This window comes from Mycobacterium uberis (assembly GCF_003408705.1).
Classification (GTDB): Bacteria; Actinomycetota; Actinomycetes; order Mycobacteriales; family Mycobacteriaceae; genus Mycobacterium; species Mycobacterium uberis.
On sequence record NZ_QAYL01000027.1, the window covers coordinates 56,672 to 74,933 of the forward strand.

The following is an 18,262-nucleotide window of genomic DNA, read 5'->3' on the forward strand; positions in this document are numbered from 1 at the left end:
CAAGCGTACACATCGTCGTATCTGATACTAAAAATATTCTTCTATGTCTTCGAACTTGTCCTCATAGGGCCAGACGGTTCCTTCCGTGTAAAGGCTCAATCTCGTACTCTCGTCCATCGACCAGCACCTCATCTAACGACATCTCGAGCAGTGGCAACCACGGAAACGCTATCAGCAGCTCCGCCTCGATCTCATGGCGAAACGTGCTCAGGTTGCGCATCCACTCTCGGAGATCGCCCTTCTAGACCTCACCGGGTTACACGCTCCCATGCCGTTCCATCGCGAACCAGGGTTACCGTGATCACAGCGTAGGCGGGGCCACTGCCGTGCGCTTGGTGTGGTGGACTAGAGTAGTAGTAGATCTCGTCACTCTCGGCTAGCATAAGCATCCCGCCCTCTTGACTTGAAATGAGGCCTGGAACTCCATCTTCCGCGCGCTCACACATCTTGATCTTGTGGTGGAACCACAGAACACCCTACGTTCGAGCAGACGATAGGCTCCCACCACTTTTGGCGTCAACCACTGGGTCGACATGTGCGCAATAACGTATAGTGGCAGCCTTAACTATAATCCTACACGGTGCAATTCCACATCGATGCGCTTAAAGCTGTAGTGCTATATGGCGGTTGGCACGCCGTGGGTTCCGTGCCGAGCCCTATCGCCAGTTGCCCGACGACGCCACGGGTACTCACCTTCCCCGCTTACAAACCCGGCGCTGCGCTTCTTCACTCGAACACCACATAGCTGTCAAGGCCGCGCGCCGTCTTGGTGTCCCTGGCCTCGTAACAGGTTTCGTCACGCACCAGTACGGGTACGCAACTACCGCCGTTGTCGGTGACATGTCAGACCCTACATGCAAGGTGGCGTCAGCACGATGACCGCCGCATGAAAGGGACAACGATGTGCTGGATATGTGACTGCCCGGGCAGCGCCAAAGACGATTACCTCGACCATCTGCGAGCGACGATTCGCCGGCGTGGTTGGACAGTGCAATATGTGAAAAGCGACCGAGTGCCCTACGCATATACCGTCGGCCTGACCTATCACGGCTTACCGGAGTTCTTGATGACTGACACCTTACCCCAGCAAGCTGCGCGGATTGTTGGGCGGCGTTGCCCGATCAACCCCCGGCCTACGCCCACCGAATCCCGGTGACCGACTAAGGCTCAGCGTCAGCACCGTGGTGGAAGCCGTTGCAATTGAGCATACCGGCGCACATATGAAGCCACGATCGCGATTTACGGCAGCAACGTCAAGGCACTGCAGCTGGTGTGCGCTGACTGACGCGATCGCTGGCCTTGGGTTCCGGGCTTCAACGACGGTCGAGGCATCCAACCGGTGCTAGGTGTGGAGCCACGCCAAACTCTTGACCGATTCCAGAAAAGAGAGTCATATTGTTAAGTGTGTCCCCGATGTCGGCGGACTACGTGAAGCAGTTGCGCTTGGCTGATTTACGTGTGATCCGTCCACAGGTTGACGTGCTCGAAGCGATGCACGACAACCCGCACGCGGACACCAAAACAATTTGTGGTGTCGTGCGAGCCGGATTGACCAAAGTGTCCCGGCGGACCGTATACGACGCAGCGTATGCCCTAACCTCTGTGGATTTGGTGTGGCCAACCCAGCCCTCGGATTCGGTTACGCTCTGCGAAGCACGGATCGGCGACAACCACCATCAAATTTTCTATCGGTCCTGCGGGGGAATCGCAGACGTCAATTATGCAGTCGGTGAGGCGCCATACCTGACCGCCTCAGACCATAACAGTTTCCTTGTTGAAGAAACTCTCCAGTTATCTACTGGGACCGATGCCCGGACTGCTCGACACCGGACACTTCGCGATCACACCCGTGATCACAGTCAGATACACCTAACTCTCGGAAGGAACGCGCCGTGCCCAAAGAACACCCGCCCATTGCTGAAGCCAACACGGAAGCCGCTGCGAGTGGCGGTTGCCCAGTCGTCAGTCACATCAAACCCCCCGTCGAGGGCGGCGGGAATCACGACTGGTGGCCGAACAAGATCAACCTAAAAATTCTGCATCAAAACCCAGCCGTCGCCGACCCGATGGGCGAGGCATACGACTACGCCGCAGAGGTCACAACCATCGACGTCGATGACCTCAAACGAGACCTCGAGGAAGTTATGACCACCTCGCAACCGTGGTGGCCCGCCGACTACGGTCACTACGGGCCGTTGTTCATCCGGATGGCGTGGCACGCTGCAGGCACCTACCGCACCGAAGACGGCCGCGGCGGCGCCGGGGCTGGCATGCAGCGATTCGCGCCGCTCAACAGCTGGCCCGATAACGCCAGTCTAGACAAAGCTCGCCGGCTACTATGGCCGGTCAAGAAAAAGTACGGCAAGAAGCTCTCGTGGGCTGACCTGATCGTCTTTGCCGGTAACTGCGCGCTGGAATCAATGGGCTTCAAAACCTTTGGCTTTGGTTTCGGCCGGGAGGACTGGTGGGAGCCCGATAACGTCTACTGGGGCAAGGAGGCCACCTGGCTTGGCGACGAGCGCTACACCGGTGTCCGAGACCTGGACAAACCCTTCGGTGCAGTACAGATGGGTCTGATTTACGTGAACCCGGAGGGCCCCAACGGCAACCCGGACCCGATTGCCGCGGCGGTGGACATCCGCGAGACATTCGGCCGGATGGCAATGAATGACGTCGAAACGGCCGCACTGATTGTTGGAGGCCACACCTTCGGTAAGACCCACGGCGCTGGCGACGCCGAACTGGTTGGCCCCGAGCCCGAGGCCGCTCCGTTAGAGCAGATGGGCCTGGGCTGGAAGAGCTCCTTTGGTACCGGTGTAGGCAAGGACGCAATCACGAGCGGCACCGAGGTAGTGTGGACACCTACCCCTACGAAGTGGGACAACAGCTTCCTCGAGATCCTGTATGGCTACGAGTGGGAGTTGACGAAAAGTCCCGCTGGGGCCTGGCAGTACATCGCGAAGGATGGTGCCGGTGCGGGCACCATTCCCGACCCGTTCGACTTATCGAAGAAGCGTGCCCCAACCATGCTGACGACCGACCTGTCGATGCGGTTTGACCCAATCTACGAGCAAATCACGCGCCGCTGGCTGGAGCATCCCAAGGAGTTGGCCGACGAGTTTGCCAAGGCCTGGTACAAGCTGATACATCGCGACATGGGGCCGGTCACCCGCTACCTCGGTCCGCTGGTTCCCAAGGAAGTCATGCTGTGGCAGGACCCCATCCCCGCCATTACTCACAACCCCATCGGAGCAGCCGACATCGCCGCCCTCAAGAGTCAGATCCTATCGTCGGGTTTGACTGTCTCGCAACTGGTTTCCACCGCATGGGCGGCGGCGTCGTCGTTTCGGGGTAGCGATAAGCGCGGCGGTGCCAACGGCGGTCGTATCCGCCTGCAGCCACAAGCCGGGTGGGAAGTCAATGAGCCCGATGAACTAGCGCGGGTGATACGCACCTTGGAAAAGATTCAGGAGTCTTTCAACTCCTCTGTGAGTGATAATACCAGGGTATCGTTCGCTGATCTGGTTGTACTCGGTGGGTGTGCCGCGGTAGAGAAGGCAGCCTTAAACGCTGGACATCCCGTTATGGTGCCCTTCCAGCCGGGCCGTATGGATGCGTCGCAGGAGCAGACCGATGTGGAATCCTTTGCCGTACTTGAGCCGAAAGCAGACGGCTTCCGCAACTACCTCGGAAAAGACAACCCGTTGCCACCGGAGTACATGCTTATCGACAAAGCAAATCTGTTGACGCTGAGCGCTCCAGAGATGACGGTGCTGGTTGGTGGTCTGCGCGTACTCGGCGCGAACTACAAGCAGTCACCTTTAGGTGTGTTCACCAAGACCTCTGGGTCCTCTAAGGTCGCCTTAACTAACGACTTCTTCGTGAACTTACTCGACATGAGTACGACGTGGTCACCGTCGGCGGCTGACGACGGAACTTACGAAGGCAAGGATGCCGACGGAAACGTGAAATGGACAGGCAGCCGCGTGGACCTAGCCTTTGGGTCGAACTCGGAGTTGCGCGCGATTGCCGAAGTCTATGGTGCCGATGACGCGCAGCAAAAGTTTGTGCAGGACTTCGTCGCTGCGTGGAACAAAGTAATGAACGCTGACCGGTTCGATCTGCCCTGACGGCTAGACACACCGTACGAGCCCAGCCTGACGCCTCAGCAGTTCGAAATCACCCACCTGATACTACGTGGTCGACGACAGCATAAGTTACAGCGCAATCTGTCCTCGCGGATGTGAGGGCTGCGGGTTGTGCTGTGTCTTCGGCGCGGGTACCAGCGCCGAAGACGGTCATCGACCAAGAAGGCACATACGCGGTGAGGACTGACATCGCGCCCAACACGTACAGCTCCACAGGACCTGTCGGCAACGGGACGTGTTAGTGAAAGCAGGTAGGTAACCCCGATGCCAACCTTGTTGATAACATAATGAGTAAAAAGCTGCAGGGGTTGCAGATTGCGCAAATGGGTGGCGTCACCGCCGATATCTCCGGAACGGCAAGCAAGGGCTCACTGCAAAGCAATCTCGGGATTCTAAATGGGCTGCTCGTCCCAACGGACAGCAAATGCCGCAATCCTGATCGCTACCCGTCACGCCCAGACGGCTGAACCAGTTTCTCGATTACGGTACTATCGTGGCAAATAGCGGGCGACCGACTATCGTCATTGGTGCCGGCGTGAGTGGCGTAGTGTCAGCGGTGTGTCTGACCGAAGCCGGATGGCCGGTACGGCTGAGGACTGCCGTAATGCCGCAACAGACGACCTCCGCGGTCACGGGTGCAATATAGGCACCGCCACAGCCAGCGGAACGTGTCACTACACCACTGGCTTGGACCCAACACTCGCCGCGTGTATTTCATGAACTGGCTAACGACCTCGGCACCGGGGTGCGGATGGCGCTAGCGTTGACCGTCGACGACCTGCCCAGGTCCGGACACGATGAGGCTTGCCACCAAGCTGATATCCTCGACCTATTATCGGCGAACTGAGCCGACCTGCCCAACGGCTTCGGTGCCGAATTTCTTGGCATCATGCTGATGATCGATACCTCAGTCACCTGACAGTGCGGCTGGCTGCAGTCGGCTGCGAAATCGAAACTTGTTCGGTTCAGTCGCTGGCTGAGGCTGCAGACACCGCACCAATAGCAGTGAACTGCGCAGGTCTCGGCGAGGCAGCCAGCGCAGAAGACGACACGGTGTGGCCGCTATTTGATGAACACGTGATTCTCGCTATTTAGGCACGCTGTCCCAGCGGTGCAGCCGATGCAACACCGTCGTATTCTGCGCGCTGCTAGGGCTGCCGACCGTACCGCTCTTCGCCTACTCACACACCGTGGCGATAGTTATGCCTCGGATCGTTCCTGATGTAGGTCTGCGTACAAGGTGCGTGTGGTGTCATCCCTGCGCACCTGACCGAGATGTTGCTGGACACCAATCCGCTATCTTACACCTCGGCGTCATCTACCAGTTCGGCAATCTGCTCGCGGCGTTCAATCTGCCCATCCAGGAGCATCTGGCCGAGTCCCACGGTTACCCCTTCGCGTTGACCACTACGATGATGATATCGCTTGGCGTCGCGATAGTGACACTGATCGGCAAGGACACGACTGGAGTCCGTTTTCGCACTTCCGAAACCGCTTTCTGCCCAACAGAAGTGACGTTACCTAACCGGTATTACTGAGTGCATGGCGCAGCAGGTGCATCGCCACAGTCGTTGAGCGCTCACGGATATCGGACCGGTTACCGGGCAACCGCAGTGTCCGGGTGAGTGTCAGACCTCCGTCGGCAAGCATCACGGCGAAACAGACAGTCCCGACTGGTTTTTCCGCAGTCCCCCCACCCGGGCCAGCGACTCCGGTGATCGCTGCGGACGTATCGACGCCGAAACGCTGCAGCGTACCCGCCGCCATCGCTTCGGCCACCGGCTCGGAGACCGCCCCATGCGCCGCAATCAACGCTTGGTCAACGCCGAGTAACGTAGCTTTGGCTTCGTTAGAGTAGGTGACCAGACCACCCGCCACATAGTCGGAGGAGCCAGGCCGTTCGGTCAGCCTTGCTGCTAGCAGTCCTGCAGTACAGGATTCGGCGGTCGCGATCCGCCGGCCGATCAATAGTTGGGCAATTAGATCATCCACGCACAAGCTATCTTCGGAGTAGAGCTGATGTCTGTGCCGGTCGCGCAGCAGCTGCGTTAACTCCGCATAGACGCTGGCGGCATTCGGCTCGTAGCGGGTCACCATTTCGATCTCCCCGTGCCGTAAGCAAGTGGTGATCTCGAGCGAGTCAAAGCCGGGTATGCAGGCCTGCGCGTCACGCAACGTCTCGGCGAGCCCCGACTCGGGTAGCCCGAACATCCGCAGAGTCTGCTGCCGGTAGATCGTTCGGCCGGCGATTGCTTCCCGTGTGGCTGTGGCCTCGACGGCATTGTGCCACATCGGTTGCAGCTCACGCGGCGGTCCTGGCAGCACAACCACCGTCGGCTTGCCAGGCACCACCAGACCCGGTGCAGTGCCGACCGGGTCAAGCACCTGTGAACCGACGGGAATCATCGCCTGCTTGCGGTTGGCGGCGCGCACCGCATCAAAGTCACCGGGATTGAAGTGTGCCATCAATGACTTGAGAATGGCGGCAATCTTGTTCTCAAGCTCGACATCCAACACCATCTGGCGGCCACAGAAACGCGCCACCGCCTCGACGGTCATGTCGTCGGCGGTGGGGCCCAGACCACCGCTAGTAACGATCAAGTCTACACCCGCCTCTGCCATGAAGCGCAGTTGCGCGTCGATGTCGGCAAGACGATCACCGCAGATCGTGATATGTGCTAGCTCGACGCCTAGCTCGAGCAGCCGATCGGCGATCCAGGGGCCATTTCTATCTTGAACCCGACCGGTGAGGACTTCCGTTCCGGTGACCATGATGCCTGCACGTGCGCTCACCACCATGAGCCTACGCATGCATTAGTGTGGGGTCGTGGCGAATGTTCCGCGAATTCGCTAAACCAAGTGCGGTGCTATGGACATCGCTTAATAAGCTTTTGGTGACAGTGCGACTGATCTGCTCGTATTGCCGAGTCCGTTAGTTCCGATCAACTCGATCGACGATGAACCGTCACTGTACCGCTTCCACCGGCGCCTGGCATCGTTTTGCCGGGTGATTCTGATTGACCTATCGGCGGAGCCGATCTCCCGTCGCGGATCGCCTCGATGAACCGGTTAGGATCAAAGTTCTGAGCCGAGAAGGCAAGCGCCATGATAGACGCGGTTGGATGCCAGCAAGTAACGATTTTCACGCTGAGTTTTCATGCGATGAATGGACTTGCGCTTGCTGCTTACCCTCCCGAGAGGGTGCGCAGCTTGGTGGTCGTCAACGGTGCTGCGCACACCATATGGGCACCCAACTACTCGATCGGTACGCAGGTGCATCGCGTCGTTCTATCCACAACGATCGCCCTCGAACACGATACTTTGGAACAGTATTTCGACATGCTGGAGGTCGTCGCGCCGAATGTTGCCCACGATGAACTGTTTCGCGCATGGCGGGCTCGGGCCGGCAACTGTACGGAGCTGTCCAACATAGCCCGTATCATCTCCAAGTTTGTGATTGAAGGCGACGTACGAGAAGCTCGCGGGCGCATTTGGCGTTCCGACCTTGATCCTGCATCGTGTCGGCTCGACTTTCATTCCCTTTGAGCACGGTCATTACCTGGCCGAACCTATTGCTAGATCCCACTTTGTCGAATTGCTGGGCATCGATTCCCTGTACTGGGTTGACGACAACTTCGCCGATACCTAGCGGAGTGACCTAAAACGCGACCAGCACAGACATCTGATGAGCCTACCCAGTAACGCTGTCTTCAACGCAGATCTGGCAGCATCGAGCTCCATGCGGGTTCTGGTGCAACGAGTCTCGTCAGCAGCGGTGTCAGTCAACGACCAGGTAAGAGGCGCCATCCAGCCCGAGCACCAGGGCCTACTCGCGTTCGTCGGCGTCACCCACGGGGACGATCTTGACACGGCGCGACGGATGGCGAACAAGCTCTGGAATCTACGGGTCCTCGCTGACGAACAGTCTGCTGCCGACGTTAACGCGCCGATCCTGGTGGTCAGTCAATTCACCCTCTACGCTGACACTACAAAGAGTCGTCGACCATCATGGAACGCAGCCGCTCCGGGCACGGTCGCTAAGCCGCTGGTTTCGACCGTTGCTAAAACATTGCGGGCGCTGGGTGCCCAAGTGGAAACCGGTGTATTCGGTGCCGACATGCAGGTCGAACTGGTCAACGACGGTCCAGTAACCCTGATGCTAGAGCTGTGACCATGCCACCCTCGGGTACGTTGGTGACCTTAGCGGCGTTGGTACATTTGGGAAAAGAGCCGAATGTTGCTAAACATGGTGCGCTTGCTCCGTCGATCAAGAGTTGATGGCATTCACACCTGAATTTGGGCTACTTCGCTCCGATAATGACCACTAGGACATCGTCAACAGTGCGAGTTATAGTGCTCTACTGGTCGCGGGCTGGCGCGTGTTGCACACAGTAGGGTTACACCCGTTGGTTCGCGATGAATATCATTGCTGCTTTAACGAGATCCGTACTTAGCGGTTCTGCTGGCCAACCCGGGAGCCTCCCTCGATGAAATCGCGCTTCCTCACTTTTATGGCGTGCAAACTCAGTTTTTCGATGATTTCTTCAGCTCCGCCAGCGACGCCAATATACGATAGGCGGTGATCGTTGCTGCCAGGTTGGATTCCCGGGTATACAGTCTCAAATAGACAAGCAGTACAAAGATTTTCAAAATCGATCTACCGAAGTCCCGCGAACTCAAAACTAGCGTGCTAGTGGAGCACGGCGCCACACCCAACGCCAGTAGGCGCGAGGTAGCAACCGACCTGCGTATCGACTGGCCCAGGTCGTTGAAAACGGCCGGCTTCGATCCGCAAAGGCCCCAGTGCCTGGTCAGTGTAAGAGCTATTACCTTACTTGACCGAGGACGCGGAAAACCCTCTCTATCGTTCAGACTGGCGAGTTGTGTACGTCGAGCAGCCGAATTTCCATAGGCGCCCTAAGGTCAGATTTGTACCGTAAGTAACTCGCCGCTATGGAAACGACACATCCGTAGATGAATATGCCTGGTGAAATAGATTTCTCCACCCTAACTCATGAGCCAAAGACTAACCAAGCGTAATGGCTGGCCACGCATGGATGGGCCTTAGAACCCGTTCGCAACACACTTGGACAGTTTCATACATTCCAAGCACATGACGGCAACTCGGTGATTGTTGAGTGTCAGAACAGTCGTGGGTAACGCCTCCTCTCGGTGATTTGACGCGCCTGCGATGACAAGCTATAGCTGCGACAGAATGGACCGTGCCGACTGGCCACGTCAGGTAACCCCATTCTAAACTAGAGCGCTTTTCACTTCAGTTTAGTATCGGTCAGCTCCCCAAGAGCAAACACATATACTGCCATTTACGACAAACTCGGCATCGAATTCCCAGTTTTTGCCTTAACCCATTACTGCGATGTCGTCATCGCTGTCAGTAAGGTCGACGGTTTCGGAGTGTCTGTGGCAGTCGGCTTCACACCCAAACAGCCGGAGGCCGAGCTCAACTGGATTGATGAGCACGTCAGTAACCATCCTTACAGGGTCGATATAGTCGTCCTGAGCAAGTATTAAGACTGGACTCTCAGCTTTCGTCGGATGCTCTAGCCAATATGCTACGTTCGATGCTGCCGCAGGGGGCATTCGGATTCTGCACACACGATTCTTGCCGATCATGGTGTTCCGGACAAGGACAGCTTGCGGCTGCTCAGCTGGGCCAAAGTGACCACCACTTCCTAAGCCTAAGTGGCGTTGCGGCACCCAAAGATGACGATGGTCACCAACGCGCTAGGCATTTTACCCCTTGTACATGATCAAACACATTCACGATTCCGGTTGCAAAGTGGCCACATTGTGGAGCTCCCTCACGCAGACCTAGATGCACGCTGACACAGGCGTCAACATTATCGCCTAGGGCGGAGATACTAATGGGCACTGCGGCAAGGTAAACACAATTATACTATGGCCATAGTTCACCAAGAAGGCCACCCCAATACTGGTGCTAACAACAGACAATATCGGCAGTGGCCAGCAGACCGCTGCAATCCCGGCCCTGGACACCCAAGGTGCATGGACAGGCTCACAAGAGCTAGTGGCTGAGGAAGCTACAAACCCACAGTTTAGCAAGCGGCATACATCACAAGCTGCCAGTCGCGACGCCGTCTGCAACCGTTCCGTTCCTCCACCAGCAAACTAGCTAGGTTGCTACGGAACGACCAGACTGAAGCCTAGGAGCAACCGAACAATCCGAAGCCATTCGGTACGCTGTGCAGTACATGGTTTCCATGTATGGCCTTTAACGCTGCGCACAACTACCCGCACGAGACCGCCAGCGCCACGTTCAAGCCAGCCGAGCAGATCATCGGGTAATTCACCAAGCTGGAGAAGATGGCCACGGCTATCACGTGGTGGGTTCAAGTGCACCTGGAGTTTACAATTAGGTTGGGCGAACTCAACGTTGCCACTGCCGCCGTCTAGCAGCGACTACTCGTCGTCTTTGTCCTTGCTGATAAAGACCTCTTTTACCCTGTCGACCGCGTGAAGGGCTATACCAATGGAATTCTGGACGATGCGACCAGCGCCACCCGCGATGTCACCTTTGATGATGTCGCTAACGTTTTCGACAATGTCCGACGCTTTCTCGACGGCATTAGTCACGATATCCCTGGCCGCGCTGACTGCGCCTTTAGAGTCAAAGCCCATCTGAGTCTCCTTATGGTGGCAAAATCTTTAGTATGACTGTAGACTGATCAAAGTGCTGGAGTTTCCGCAACAGGCCGGTCCAGAGTTCACCTCAATAGTTGACCAGGCCGCGCCAGTACTCTTCCCGTATCTTGAGTGCCAGACCGCAATATTTGCATCAGCTCAAACAACCATGACGACTCTCTGAGCAAGCTCTGCCACCCTGATAGCCCCATCCATAACATTTCGATAACCATCGACCATAACCCATAGAACAACACGGCATGGTAGTACTGGCGCGAAAAAAAGCTGGCCTCAGTGTACCACGCCGAACCAGCTCGATCAGACTCCGGCACGAAGCGTAGCTATCTGGAGGTCGGAGAACTGTTGCACATATCTCCATGATAGGCCGGTCATCAGCCCGCAGGCGGGAAAAACCCCGCACCAGTGAACCATCCTGGTTGCCACCCTTGAGCGCCCAGGCAGAGCATGGGCAAACCATCAGCCGACTGTGCCGCTGCCTGGGCCTTCGGACACAGTGCACCAGCTTGCTGTACTCCATATAATGGGTACGAGATCACCCAGTACCCGGTATTTGCTGGCGGGAACTGGTTGGGAGGAGGGAAATGACAGGCTTCGGCCTGGCCACTGGGACCTCGTCCAAAAACGTATCGCTCCCAGCTCGAACATGGCGCGCCCAATGAGGCATTATAGCTCATGCCCGGTACATCACCATCGTAATGCGGACTAGCCGACGCACACGGTGCCGCACTGAGCGCACCACCTGAAATCGCAGCTACAGCGAGTAGTGCGCGAATCATGCTTCTATCCTTCGCATTAGTGTCACCTGGCCCCACCGAGCCGACGGTAGCGTGCACCAAGAGCATATCGAGCGCACTGTGCGCCACAAGATCGACTTGCAAAAGCAGGTTCACCGGCTCAACAACTCGGTCAGGTGGTTTGTATTGACAATCTTGCATCGATACTTACCAACCAGGTACAGCAATGGCTTATTGGCATAATAAACATCGTATCGATGGAGTTGGTCGTGTTAACAACCGAGCAATTCACCCAGCCGATCCCCAACTTGCTTCCCAAACTCGATTTCACCGAACCACAACATCTACGCCGAACGCCTGCCGGTGGAAACTCGCCGAAATAAGTCGAGCTACGCCGATTTGGCGGAACAAGCAGCCAATCGGGAAGGATGGATTTTATGACGGTGGCTATCGGGTGGTGTCCTAACACAAGGATATCAAGGAAGTTTCGCTACGCAGAGCAGGCTTCTCCAGTCTGGAGAAGACCACTCTGCCATACTAGCGAGACGACACGGACGACAAGCAAATCGGGAGAGGCAAGTTCGTACTGCTCAACATAGACGACCAACTGCACACCCGGCTACGTAAAATAATCTCGCGCAGTTTCACTCCCCGGGCCATAGCACAACTGCGTGATAACCTGACCGCGCGAGCCCGACGCATCACGGAGGCAGCGGTATCTGAGAGGTCTGGCGACTTTGTCGAAACAAGTATCCTGCGAATTGCCACTGCAAGCTATTGCCGGCCTACGGGGGTAGTATCCCAGGAAGACCGCAACAAACTGTTCCATTGGCCGAGCCAGATGGTTGGCTGCTAGGATCTCAACTTCGCCACGAACTAGACCCGAGGACCGCATCGGTGGAATTGATCGTGTACGCCACCCAGATGGCCCCAAGCACCTCGGCTAGGACATCGTCACCAAGCTGGTCGAGGTCCGATATCGAGGACCACAAGCTCTCCGAAGACAAGTTCGGCTTCTTCGTCATCCTGCCGGCAACAAAACCATCCGCAACTCCATCGCGCAGGGCGCGATAACCTTTACCGATTCTCCTGGCTAGTAGGAACTATACAAACCGAAGTATCCCAGCGCCACGGCCGACGAGATCACCCGGTGAGCCGCCTCAATCACGTCATTCTAGCGGACCGCGCTAAAGGACTACGAATTGTCTGGCGTACCTATAAGGAAGGACCAGCGGGTGGTGATTATTTAACGCTCAGCCAATTTCGATGAGGACGTGTTTGACAACCCTTTTACCGTTCAACGTCCTGCATAATCCGAACCCCCACGTGGGGTTCAGTGGCACCGGTGTGCATTACTGCATCGGAGCTAACCTGGCACAAATGACGATCGACCCGATGTTCCATGCGATCACTGAGTCTACGCCGGATTCAGAATCGATTGGCAAACCCGAGCAGCTGCGGTCGAACTGGCTCAATGGGATCAAGCACTAGCAGTTTCAAGTACCATAGCCTTAGTGAACCCGAATGCCCTGTAGTCCATCAGGACACGGAATCATCGAGTGAGCTGAGAGCCATGACTTTAGCACGGAGTCACGGGAGCGATAACCGAATTCAGCGAGAGTGTGAACGATTTCGCGGTTGGAGATGAAGCAGGGGCAGGACGCTACCGCGCCGTTCTCACCATGTAGCATGTTAGTGTGGGCCCGATACAGTCCAGTCTGCCATGCATGGTAGCGGTTTGACGTGGGCCCTGGACGCATCTGTACAGTGAGTTGTTTGTTCGGATCGGCGTCACGCACCGAACCGGAAAGTTCGGCTATCACCATAGCCATTGTGATAACACGCTGACAAGCCGCGATGGGCTGGATCGATGCCGAACCGGTAACCACGAAGCTTACGGTCGAGACAAATTCGTTCGAAATGCTGTGCGACGAGGGGTAAGGGCAAAGGACTATCCGGGCCACAAAAGCGCTGATTCAGTGAAACGCGCTGAAAATCAATTGGAAGCAGGCAGCTTGCCTGAGATCCGCTTTGTTGCCGAGACCAGCAACAAGATCTCTAAGACTGACAACGGCTACTGTCTCATCGGAGCGCTGTACGTTCGGAGAAAAATCACGTAAGCACATAATTGACTTGCGTACAAAAGACCGCGATGACTTAGAGCGAACGTCCACCCAGCTCAGAGTGCGTCAATCCCGATTATGATATCAAATCCTATTCGTTATTGGTGGGTTCGGGTGTAGGTCGGCGACGATGTAACGGTGTGGTTTCCCGTCGCTTGAGCTGATGCTCAGGCTTAAGGTTGTGTCGAGTTGTCTGGCGTTAGGTCACCGTAAGTACCCGGAATGTGCTCAAGAACCCTCATCGTATAGAAGGGCTCGCCATTTGGATCCGGTTGAAGATCAACGGTAACACTTTGTTGTTCCAGTGGTGTGGCGGGTTCTGTTCCCGGCTGAGCGGAGGTGAGGCTAATCGGCGGCTGTGCCTGTGACGTGGGTTGCAGTACTTCCCCGCCGGGGGACGCCGCCACCTTAGCGGGCGCTGATGCGACAGAAGCGGGGGCTTCTGCGATCTGTGGCAGCGACTGACGCACCGCATGCTTGGGTGCAACAGAATTGGCATCCGGAGCCAGCTGTAGGCCCACCGCTAACGACAGTGCAGTTACGAAGGTAATCACAGCTGCGGCCAAGGCGGTAACGGCCCCGGCGTAGGACAATCGTCGAGGCCGTACCGGCACGGTGAATTCGCTGGTGGATGCCGCCAGCCGCTTGTCGGTGAACTCGGTGCTCTGAGCTGCCGCTAGGGCAGTGCCCCGCGCGATTGTTACCTGCGCCATGTTCTGCGCGAAAACCGGTACTGGCAAAGCCCTTTCGAGTTGCCATGACAATCCGTCAATGTCAGTGTGTGAACCGACGACAACTACGCCAGCCGGGCACCAACTATTGCGGTCAAACATTCCAGTCAGCCACGAAATCAACCCGTCGAAACCGCCATGCACATGTTTAACTGCCGTCTGGGACTCACCATCATGGGTGTCGACCATGACGACGGTCGCCCATTCATGCTCAAGCAGACACACCACAGTCTGCTCGTAACCAATGACGGGTGCCACAGCCCGAGCTAAGGTCTCAACAGCCTCGAGAAAGCAGATCGGCACAACGTTGTCGAAACCCGCGTTTGTCAATGATTCCAACAGCAGGGCGGCTTGTGCGGAGGCTTCGTCGTTCCAGGTTACTCCGATGACCTGGAGACGTTGGTTGTCCGCGGCCACCATCGCCTTTACCCGCCAAACTTCGTCTGCAACCTGCTCTGCGGTACTCACCGCGCGCACTCCGTAGCCTCCGCACAATTCAAACTCGCGATGACTCAGGATAGCGCCCTTTGCGCCGTGTCCCTCCGCAAGAACCCACCCGACGGTGGTCGGCGTCACTGATAACCCTAGTACTGTATTCAACATTTACACCTCAATCGTGTCCGGCTTCTAACGCCTTCGACCGCACCACCGCGCTATGCAGCCCTGCTGGTGCGGTAGTTTGTGAGAGCCGGAGCGAACCGGGATTAGCATGATGTCTATCGGCGTGCTCCGTGAGCAGCCTACGCGTTCGATGCAAGTTTGGCCGCATCGGACAAGAACCTCCTGGTCGGCATGGGTACCGTGCACTGCCCAAAACAGTTGTGATATCCACGGCCGACAACCGATGCAGAACTGAGATCACTTCGCGTCTTGATCGACATCTGGGTTAGTCACACGGTAAGTTCTGCCGAGGGCACCGACGACATACGACAACAAGGGGTACAGGTGTGGACGACATAGGACAAGGACAAGGACAAGGACAAGGACAAGGACAAGGACAAGGACAAGGACAAGGACAAGGACAAGGACAAGGACAAGGGGTACAAGTATGACTGGTGTAGGCGGGAAGATCAGGACCTGGGGACGCCGGCTTTTGGTCGGTGCAGCTGCGACTACGGCCCTGCCAGGCTTGATCGGCCTCGCTGGCGGAACCGCGACCGCAGGAGCGTTTTCGCGACCCGGTTTGCCTGTCGAGTACTTACAGGTGTTGTCGGAGGCGATGGGTCGCAATATCAAGGTTCAATTCCAAAGCGGCGGCAACGGTTCTCCGGCGGTGTACCTGCTGGATGGCCTGCGTGCACAGGACGACTACAACGGCTGGGACATAAACACCCCCGCATTCGAGTGGTACGATCAGTCAGGCCTCTCGGTCGTCATGCCAGTCGGTGGACAATCCAGCTTTTACAGCGACTGGTACAGCCCTGCGTGCGGTAAGGCCGGTTGTACAACCTATAAGTGGGAAACATTCCTGGTCAGTGAGTTGCCGCAATGGCTATCTGCCAATAAAGGTGTAAAACCCACTGGCAGCGCTGTGGTCGGCCTCTCGATGGCAGGTTCGTCGGCCCTAGTCCTTGCTGCTCACCATCCTGACCAGTTTATCTTCTCCGGCTCGTTATCGGCACTGATGGACCCTTCGCAGGGGATGGGACCTCAGCTGATTGGCTTAGCGATGGGTGACGCCGGTGGCTACAAGGCCGTGGACATGTGGGGACCGCCAAGTGACCCGGCTTGGCAATGGAACGACCCCATACTGCAGATTGGGGAGCTGGTAGCCAACAATACCCGCCTATGGGTTTACTGCGGCAACGGAACACCATCAGAGTTGGGTGGGGCCAACATTCCCGCCGAGTTCCTGGAGAACTTCGCACATAGCAGCAACCTGAAATTCAGGGATAACTATAACGCTGCCGGTGGCCACAACGCCGTGTTCAACTTAGATGACAACGGAACGCACAGCTGGGAGTACTGGAGCGAGCAGCTCAAAGGCATGAAGACCGATCTGCAGAGCACTCTTCGTGGGGGCTGATCCCAGCGGCGGATGGCCTGCTCTGTCTGTTGGCCGTTGCACCGACCACCCGCTCAATGGGTCGCGCGGATTTGATCCGTGATATCGTTCCATTCAGTTGTGTCGTGGCGATAGTAGTTCGTGTTCCGACACTGATCGAAGAGGCGTTCGCACTCCCACGCTCGGATCGTCGTTGTGATGATATTTATAATGGAGCACGGTGATGTTCTCCTGGAAGGAGGTCTTGCCGAGCATGCGATCGTTGGACGGTAGGCCCTACATTACATTCCAGCCGTGAGTAGCCAGTCCTGCCCTGAGCGTTTCGAAGTAGGTGGAGACGGCAGGCACGAGCAGCGCGGAAGTACGGTGAATCACACCTTAGATGCAAAAGGATTGCTGGGATGATTGAGGGACTCGGGGTGGGGGGTCAAGTCTGTCCATTAACAACAAAGCTCCAGCTAGCGGCAGCGAGGACGTCGGCGTGGCAGCAAATCAGCGCCTAAACCCACAGCGGGCATCACCACTCTCCGAGTATGCCGTTACTCTCGGTGCTGCTGGAGTGCCTAGAAGTCCGTATGTTCAATGAGGCTAGCTATCCAGCATAAGGATTCTGGACGGTCCGGGTCGCGTTTATACCAAGTTCGGCTATCCGAGCCAGAACGAATCCGGAATCAGGGGTGAATTATGTTGATGAGTAGCACTAACAATCGCTTTCGCCGAAGTCGACGCCGCGCTATTTAGGTCAGTCGTCCTGGAGTGTTAAGCGCGTAGCCATACTGGTTGTTAACCCGCCGCAGGCGAGAGTCAATGGCGGTAACCCGCTACTCGAATTGCTCGGCGGCCGCTGCACAGCAGTTGGCGACCGCCGAGCCGGTTGTCGCCTTCAAATGGATCGAGCACGGAGAGATTGAGGGACCAGGCTGTGTCCAGCAAATACTCACCATGGTCAGCGCGAAGGCATCGATCCGGAGTACTTCACACGGATCTTCGGTAACCAAATCATCGCTACCGAGGCCATCAAATACAGCCAGTTCGCGGATCGGAAGTTCCATCCCTCCGGTGCAGGGACCACGTTACCTGAACTCTCGGCGTCGCGGTCGTCGATCGATATCTTCAACCGATGTCGAACCAGATGATGCTCAACTAAGACTTTCTGCATTGGCCAGCGTGCGCCGTCCAACCTGATGCAACTCGAAGCGACGTCATCCGGGATCGCCAACTCGACAGCCTCAATTAGCAAGCCTTCTCGTTGGCGACTTGGTCGTATTGCTAGGTTTCACCGCCCTACTTGATACACGGCGTCCTTTCATCGAGCTGCTGATGGCACTGATCTCAGCACGATATATGAATTATCTCATAAGCTTTGCGAACAGGTAACGCTTTGGACATGTCGGGCGAAATGCTTGACGTGCGAAAACTTTGCAAGCCGTTCGTGAAGTCCGCCATGGTCGGCGGAATGGTTGCGGTGTCGATGACGCTATCCACCGGTGTGGCAAATGCCGTTCCTGGGAGCCCTAACTGGGACGCGGTCGCGCAATGCGAGTCCGGCGGAAATTGGCGAGCCAACACCGGAAACGGCTTTTATGGTGGGCTACAATTTAAGCCAGCCACCTGGACCCGATACGGCGGTGTCGGCAACCCGGCTGCCGCGTCTAGGGAGCAGCAAATCGCGATAGCCAACCGGGTTTTAGCCGACCAAGGACTGAAAGCATGGCCAAAATGCGGCGCAGCCTCTGGCCTGCCGATCGTGCTGTGGTCACATCCCGCGCAGGGTGTCAAGCAAATTATTAATGATATCATCCAGATAGCGATACCGCACTAGTGGCAATCGCTTTCT

14 protein-coding genes and 5 pseudogenes are annotated in these 18,262 nt (G+C 56.7%); 13 read left to right on the plus strand and 6 right to left on the minus strand.

What is annotated here, in order from left to right; translation table 11 throughout:
* Positions 1-61 precede the first annotated feature (61 nt).
* Complete coding sequence (locus MUBE_RS16090; protein ID WP_165849867.1) at positions 62-220, minus strand: hypothetical protein; 159 nt, start codon at positions 218-220, stop codon at positions 62-64.
* A gap of 666 nt (positions 221-886) precedes the next feature.
* Here MUBE_RS16090 and MUBE_RS18500 point away from each other — a divergent pair.
* The 6 genes and pseudogenes from MUBE_RS18500 to MUBE_RS13265 all read left to right on the plus strand — a co-directional run.
* On the plus strand, positions 887-1,156 hold the full coding sequence (locus MUBE_RS18500) for a DUF4262 domain-containing protein (RefSeq protein ID WP_243633060.1): 270 nt from the start codon (positions 887-889) through the stop codon (positions 1,154-1,156).
* 257 nt (positions 1,157-1,413) lie between these two features.
* Positions 1,414-1,853 (plus strand): annotated as a pseudogene (locus MUBE_RS13250) (Fur family transcriptional regulator).
* Between the two features lie 39 nt (positions 1,854-1,892).
* Positions 1,893-4,130, plus strand: a complete 2,238-nt coding sequence (gene katG, locus MUBE_RS13255) for a catalase/peroxidase HPI (protein WP_116540893.1) — start codon at positions 1,893-1,895, stop codon at positions 4,128-4,130.
* Between the two features lie 113 nt (positions 4,131-4,243).
* Positions 4,244-4,387: pseudogene (locus tag MUBE_RS20545) on the plus strand (hypothetical protein); the annotation flags it as partial.
* 48 nt (positions 4,388-4,435) lie between these two features.
* On the plus strand, positions 4,436-4,615 hold the full coding sequence (locus MUBE_RS18505; protein ID WP_243633061.1) for a hypothetical protein: 180 nt from the start codon (positions 4,436-4,438) through the stop codon (positions 4,613-4,615).
* Positions 4,616-5,242: 627 nt separating this feature from the next.
* Positions 5,243-5,686: pseudogene (locus tag MUBE_RS13265) on the plus strand (MFS transporter); the annotation flags it as partial.
* Here MUBE_RS13265 and MUBE_RS13270 read toward each other — a convergent pair.
* Entirely contained in the window at positions 5,670-6,941 is a 1,272-nt protein-coding gene (locus MUBE_RS13270) for a competence/damage-inducible protein A (protein ID WP_481318837.1), read from the minus strand. The pseudogene MUBE_RS13265 and the gene MUBE_RS13270 overlap by 17 nt on opposite strands.
* 312 nt (positions 6,942-7,253) lie before the next feature.
* Here MUBE_RS13270 and MUBE_RS13275 point away from each other — a divergent pair, with 312 nt between their 5' ends.
* The 4 genes and pseudogenes from MUBE_RS13275 (at position 7,254) to MUBE_RS18515 (ending at position 10,583) form a co-directional block, all read left to right on the plus strand.
* Complete coding sequence (locus MUBE_RS13275) at positions 7,254-7,694, plus strand: alpha/beta fold hydrolase (protein WP_116540895.1); 441 nt, start codon at positions 7,254-7,256, stop codon at positions 7,692-7,694.
* Between the two features lie 193 nt (positions 7,695-7,887).
* Positions 7,888-8,319 carry a D-aminoacyl-tRNA deacylase gene (dtd, locus tag MUBE_RS13280; protein ID WP_116540896.1) on the plus strand — a complete coding sequence of 144 codons (432 nt, stop codon included), beginning with the start codon at positions 7,888-7,890 and terminating at the stop codon, positions 8,317-8,319.
* A gap of 522 nt (positions 8,320-8,841) precedes the next feature.
* Positions 8,842-9,060 (plus strand): class I SAM-dependent methyltransferase, encoded by a 219-nt coding sequence (locus MUBE_RS18510; protein ID WP_243633062.1) that lies wholly within the window; start codon positions 8,842-8,844, stop codon positions 9,058-9,060.
* A gap of 410 nt (positions 9,061-9,470) precedes the next feature.
* Positions 9,471-10,583 (plus strand): annotated as a pseudogene (locus MUBE_RS18515) (nitronate monooxygenase).
* Positions 10,584-10,589: 6 nt separating this feature from the next.
* Here the strand turns inward: MUBE_RS18515 and MUBE_RS13295 are convergent.
* Both MUBE_RS13295 and MUBE_RS13300 read right to left on the minus strand, forming a co-directional pair.
* Positions 10,590-10,808, minus strand: a complete 219-nt coding sequence (locus MUBE_RS13295) for an Rv1893 family protein (RefSeq protein WP_116540897.1) — start codon at positions 10,806-10,808, stop codon at positions 10,590-10,592.
* Positions 10,809-11,203: 395 nt separating this feature from the next.
* On the minus strand, positions 11,204-11,608 hold the full coding sequence (locus MUBE_RS13300) for a hypothetical protein (RefSeq protein WP_116540912.1): 405 nt from the start codon (positions 11,606-11,608) through the stop codon (positions 11,204-11,206).
* A 227-nt stretch (positions 11,609-11,835) separates the two neighbouring features.
* Between MUBE_RS13300 and MUBE_RS13305 the strand changes: the two are divergent.
* A pseudogene (locus tag MUBE_RS13305) lies at positions 11,836-13,106 on the plus strand (cytochrome P450); the annotation flags it as partial.
* Positions 13,107-13,862: 756 nt separating this feature from the next.
* On the opposite strand, the gene MUBE_RS13315 reads toward MUBE_RS13305, so the two are convergent.
* The gene (locus tag MUBE_RS13315; protein WP_116540913.1) at positions 13,863-15,020 is read right to left on the minus strand and encodes a DUF7159 family protein; all 1,158 of its coding nucleotides are present in this window, start codon (positions 15,018-15,020) and stop codon (positions 13,863-13,865) included.
* Between the two features lie 448 nt (positions 15,021-15,468).
* Between MUBE_RS13315 and ag85B the strand changes: the two genes are divergently transcribed.
* Complete coding sequence (ag85B, locus tag MUBE_RS13320; RefSeq protein ID WP_116540899.1) at positions 15,469-16,446, plus strand: diacylglycerol acyltransferase/mycolyltransferase Ag85B; 978 nt, start codon at positions 15,469-15,471, stop codon at positions 16,444-16,446.
* Between the two features lie 800 nt (positions 16,447-17,246).
* Here ag85B and MUBE_RS16095 read toward each other — a convergent pair.
* Positions 17,247-17,477, minus strand: coding sequence for a hypothetical protein (locus tag MUBE_RS16095; RefSeq protein ID WP_165849868.1), 231 nt, complete (start codon positions 17,475-17,477; stop codon positions 17,247-17,249).
* A 335-nt stretch (positions 17,478-17,812) separates the two neighbouring features.
* On the opposite strand from MUBE_RS16095, the gene rpfC reads away from it, so the two are divergent.
* The gene (gene rpfC, locus MUBE_RS13330; protein ID WP_116540900.1) at positions 17,813-18,247 is read left to right on the plus strand and encodes a resuscitation-promoting factor RpfC; all 435 of its coding nucleotides are present in this window, start codon (positions 17,813-17,815) and stop codon (positions 18,245-18,247) included.
* Positions 18,248-18,262 lie beyond the last annotated feature (15 nt).

Excerpts from the sequence above, each read along its gene's own strand:
- ag85B (WP_116540899.1), top strand. The coding sequence starts at position 15,469 with ATGACTGGTGTAGGCGGGAAGATCAGGACCTGGGGACGCCGGCTTTTG.
- MUBE_RS13275 (WP_116540895.1), top strand. The coding sequence starts at position 7,254 with ATGATAGACGCGGTTGGATGCCAGCAAGTAACGATTTTCACGCTGAGT.
- MUBE_RS16095 (WP_165849868.1), bottom strand. The coding sequence starts at position 17,477 with ATGGAACTTCCGATCCGCGAACTGGCTGTATTTGATGGCCTCGGTAGC.
- rpfC (WP_116540900.1), top strand. The coding sequence starts at position 17,813 with ATGTCGGGCGAAATGCTTGACGTGCGAAAACTTTGCAAGCCGTTCGTG.
- MUBE_RS13300 (WP_116540912.1), bottom strand. The coding sequence starts at position 11,608 with ATGATTCGCGCACTACTCGCTGTAGCTGCGATTTCAGGTGGTGCGCTC.
- MUBE_RS18505 (WP_243633061.1), top strand. The coding sequence starts at position 4,436 with ATGAGTAAAAAGCTGCAGGGGTTGCAGATTGCGCAAATGGGTGGCGTC.
- MUBE_RS16090 (WP_165849867.1), bottom strand. The coding sequence starts at position 220 with ATGCGCAACCTGAGCACGTTTCGCCATGAGATCGAGGCGGAGCTGCTG.
- MUBE_RS18500 (WP_243633060.1), top strand. The coding sequence starts at position 887 with ATGAAAGGGACAACGATGTGCTGGATATGTGACTGCCCGGGCAGCGCC.
- MUBE_RS13295 (WP_116540897.1), bottom strand. The coding sequence starts at position 10,808 with ATGGGCTTTGACTCTAAAGGCGCAGTCAGCGCGGCCAGGGATATCGTG.
- dtd (WP_116540896.1), top strand. The coding sequence starts at position 7,888 with ATGCGGGTTCTGGTGCAACGAGTCTCGTCAGCAGCGGTGTCAGTCAAC.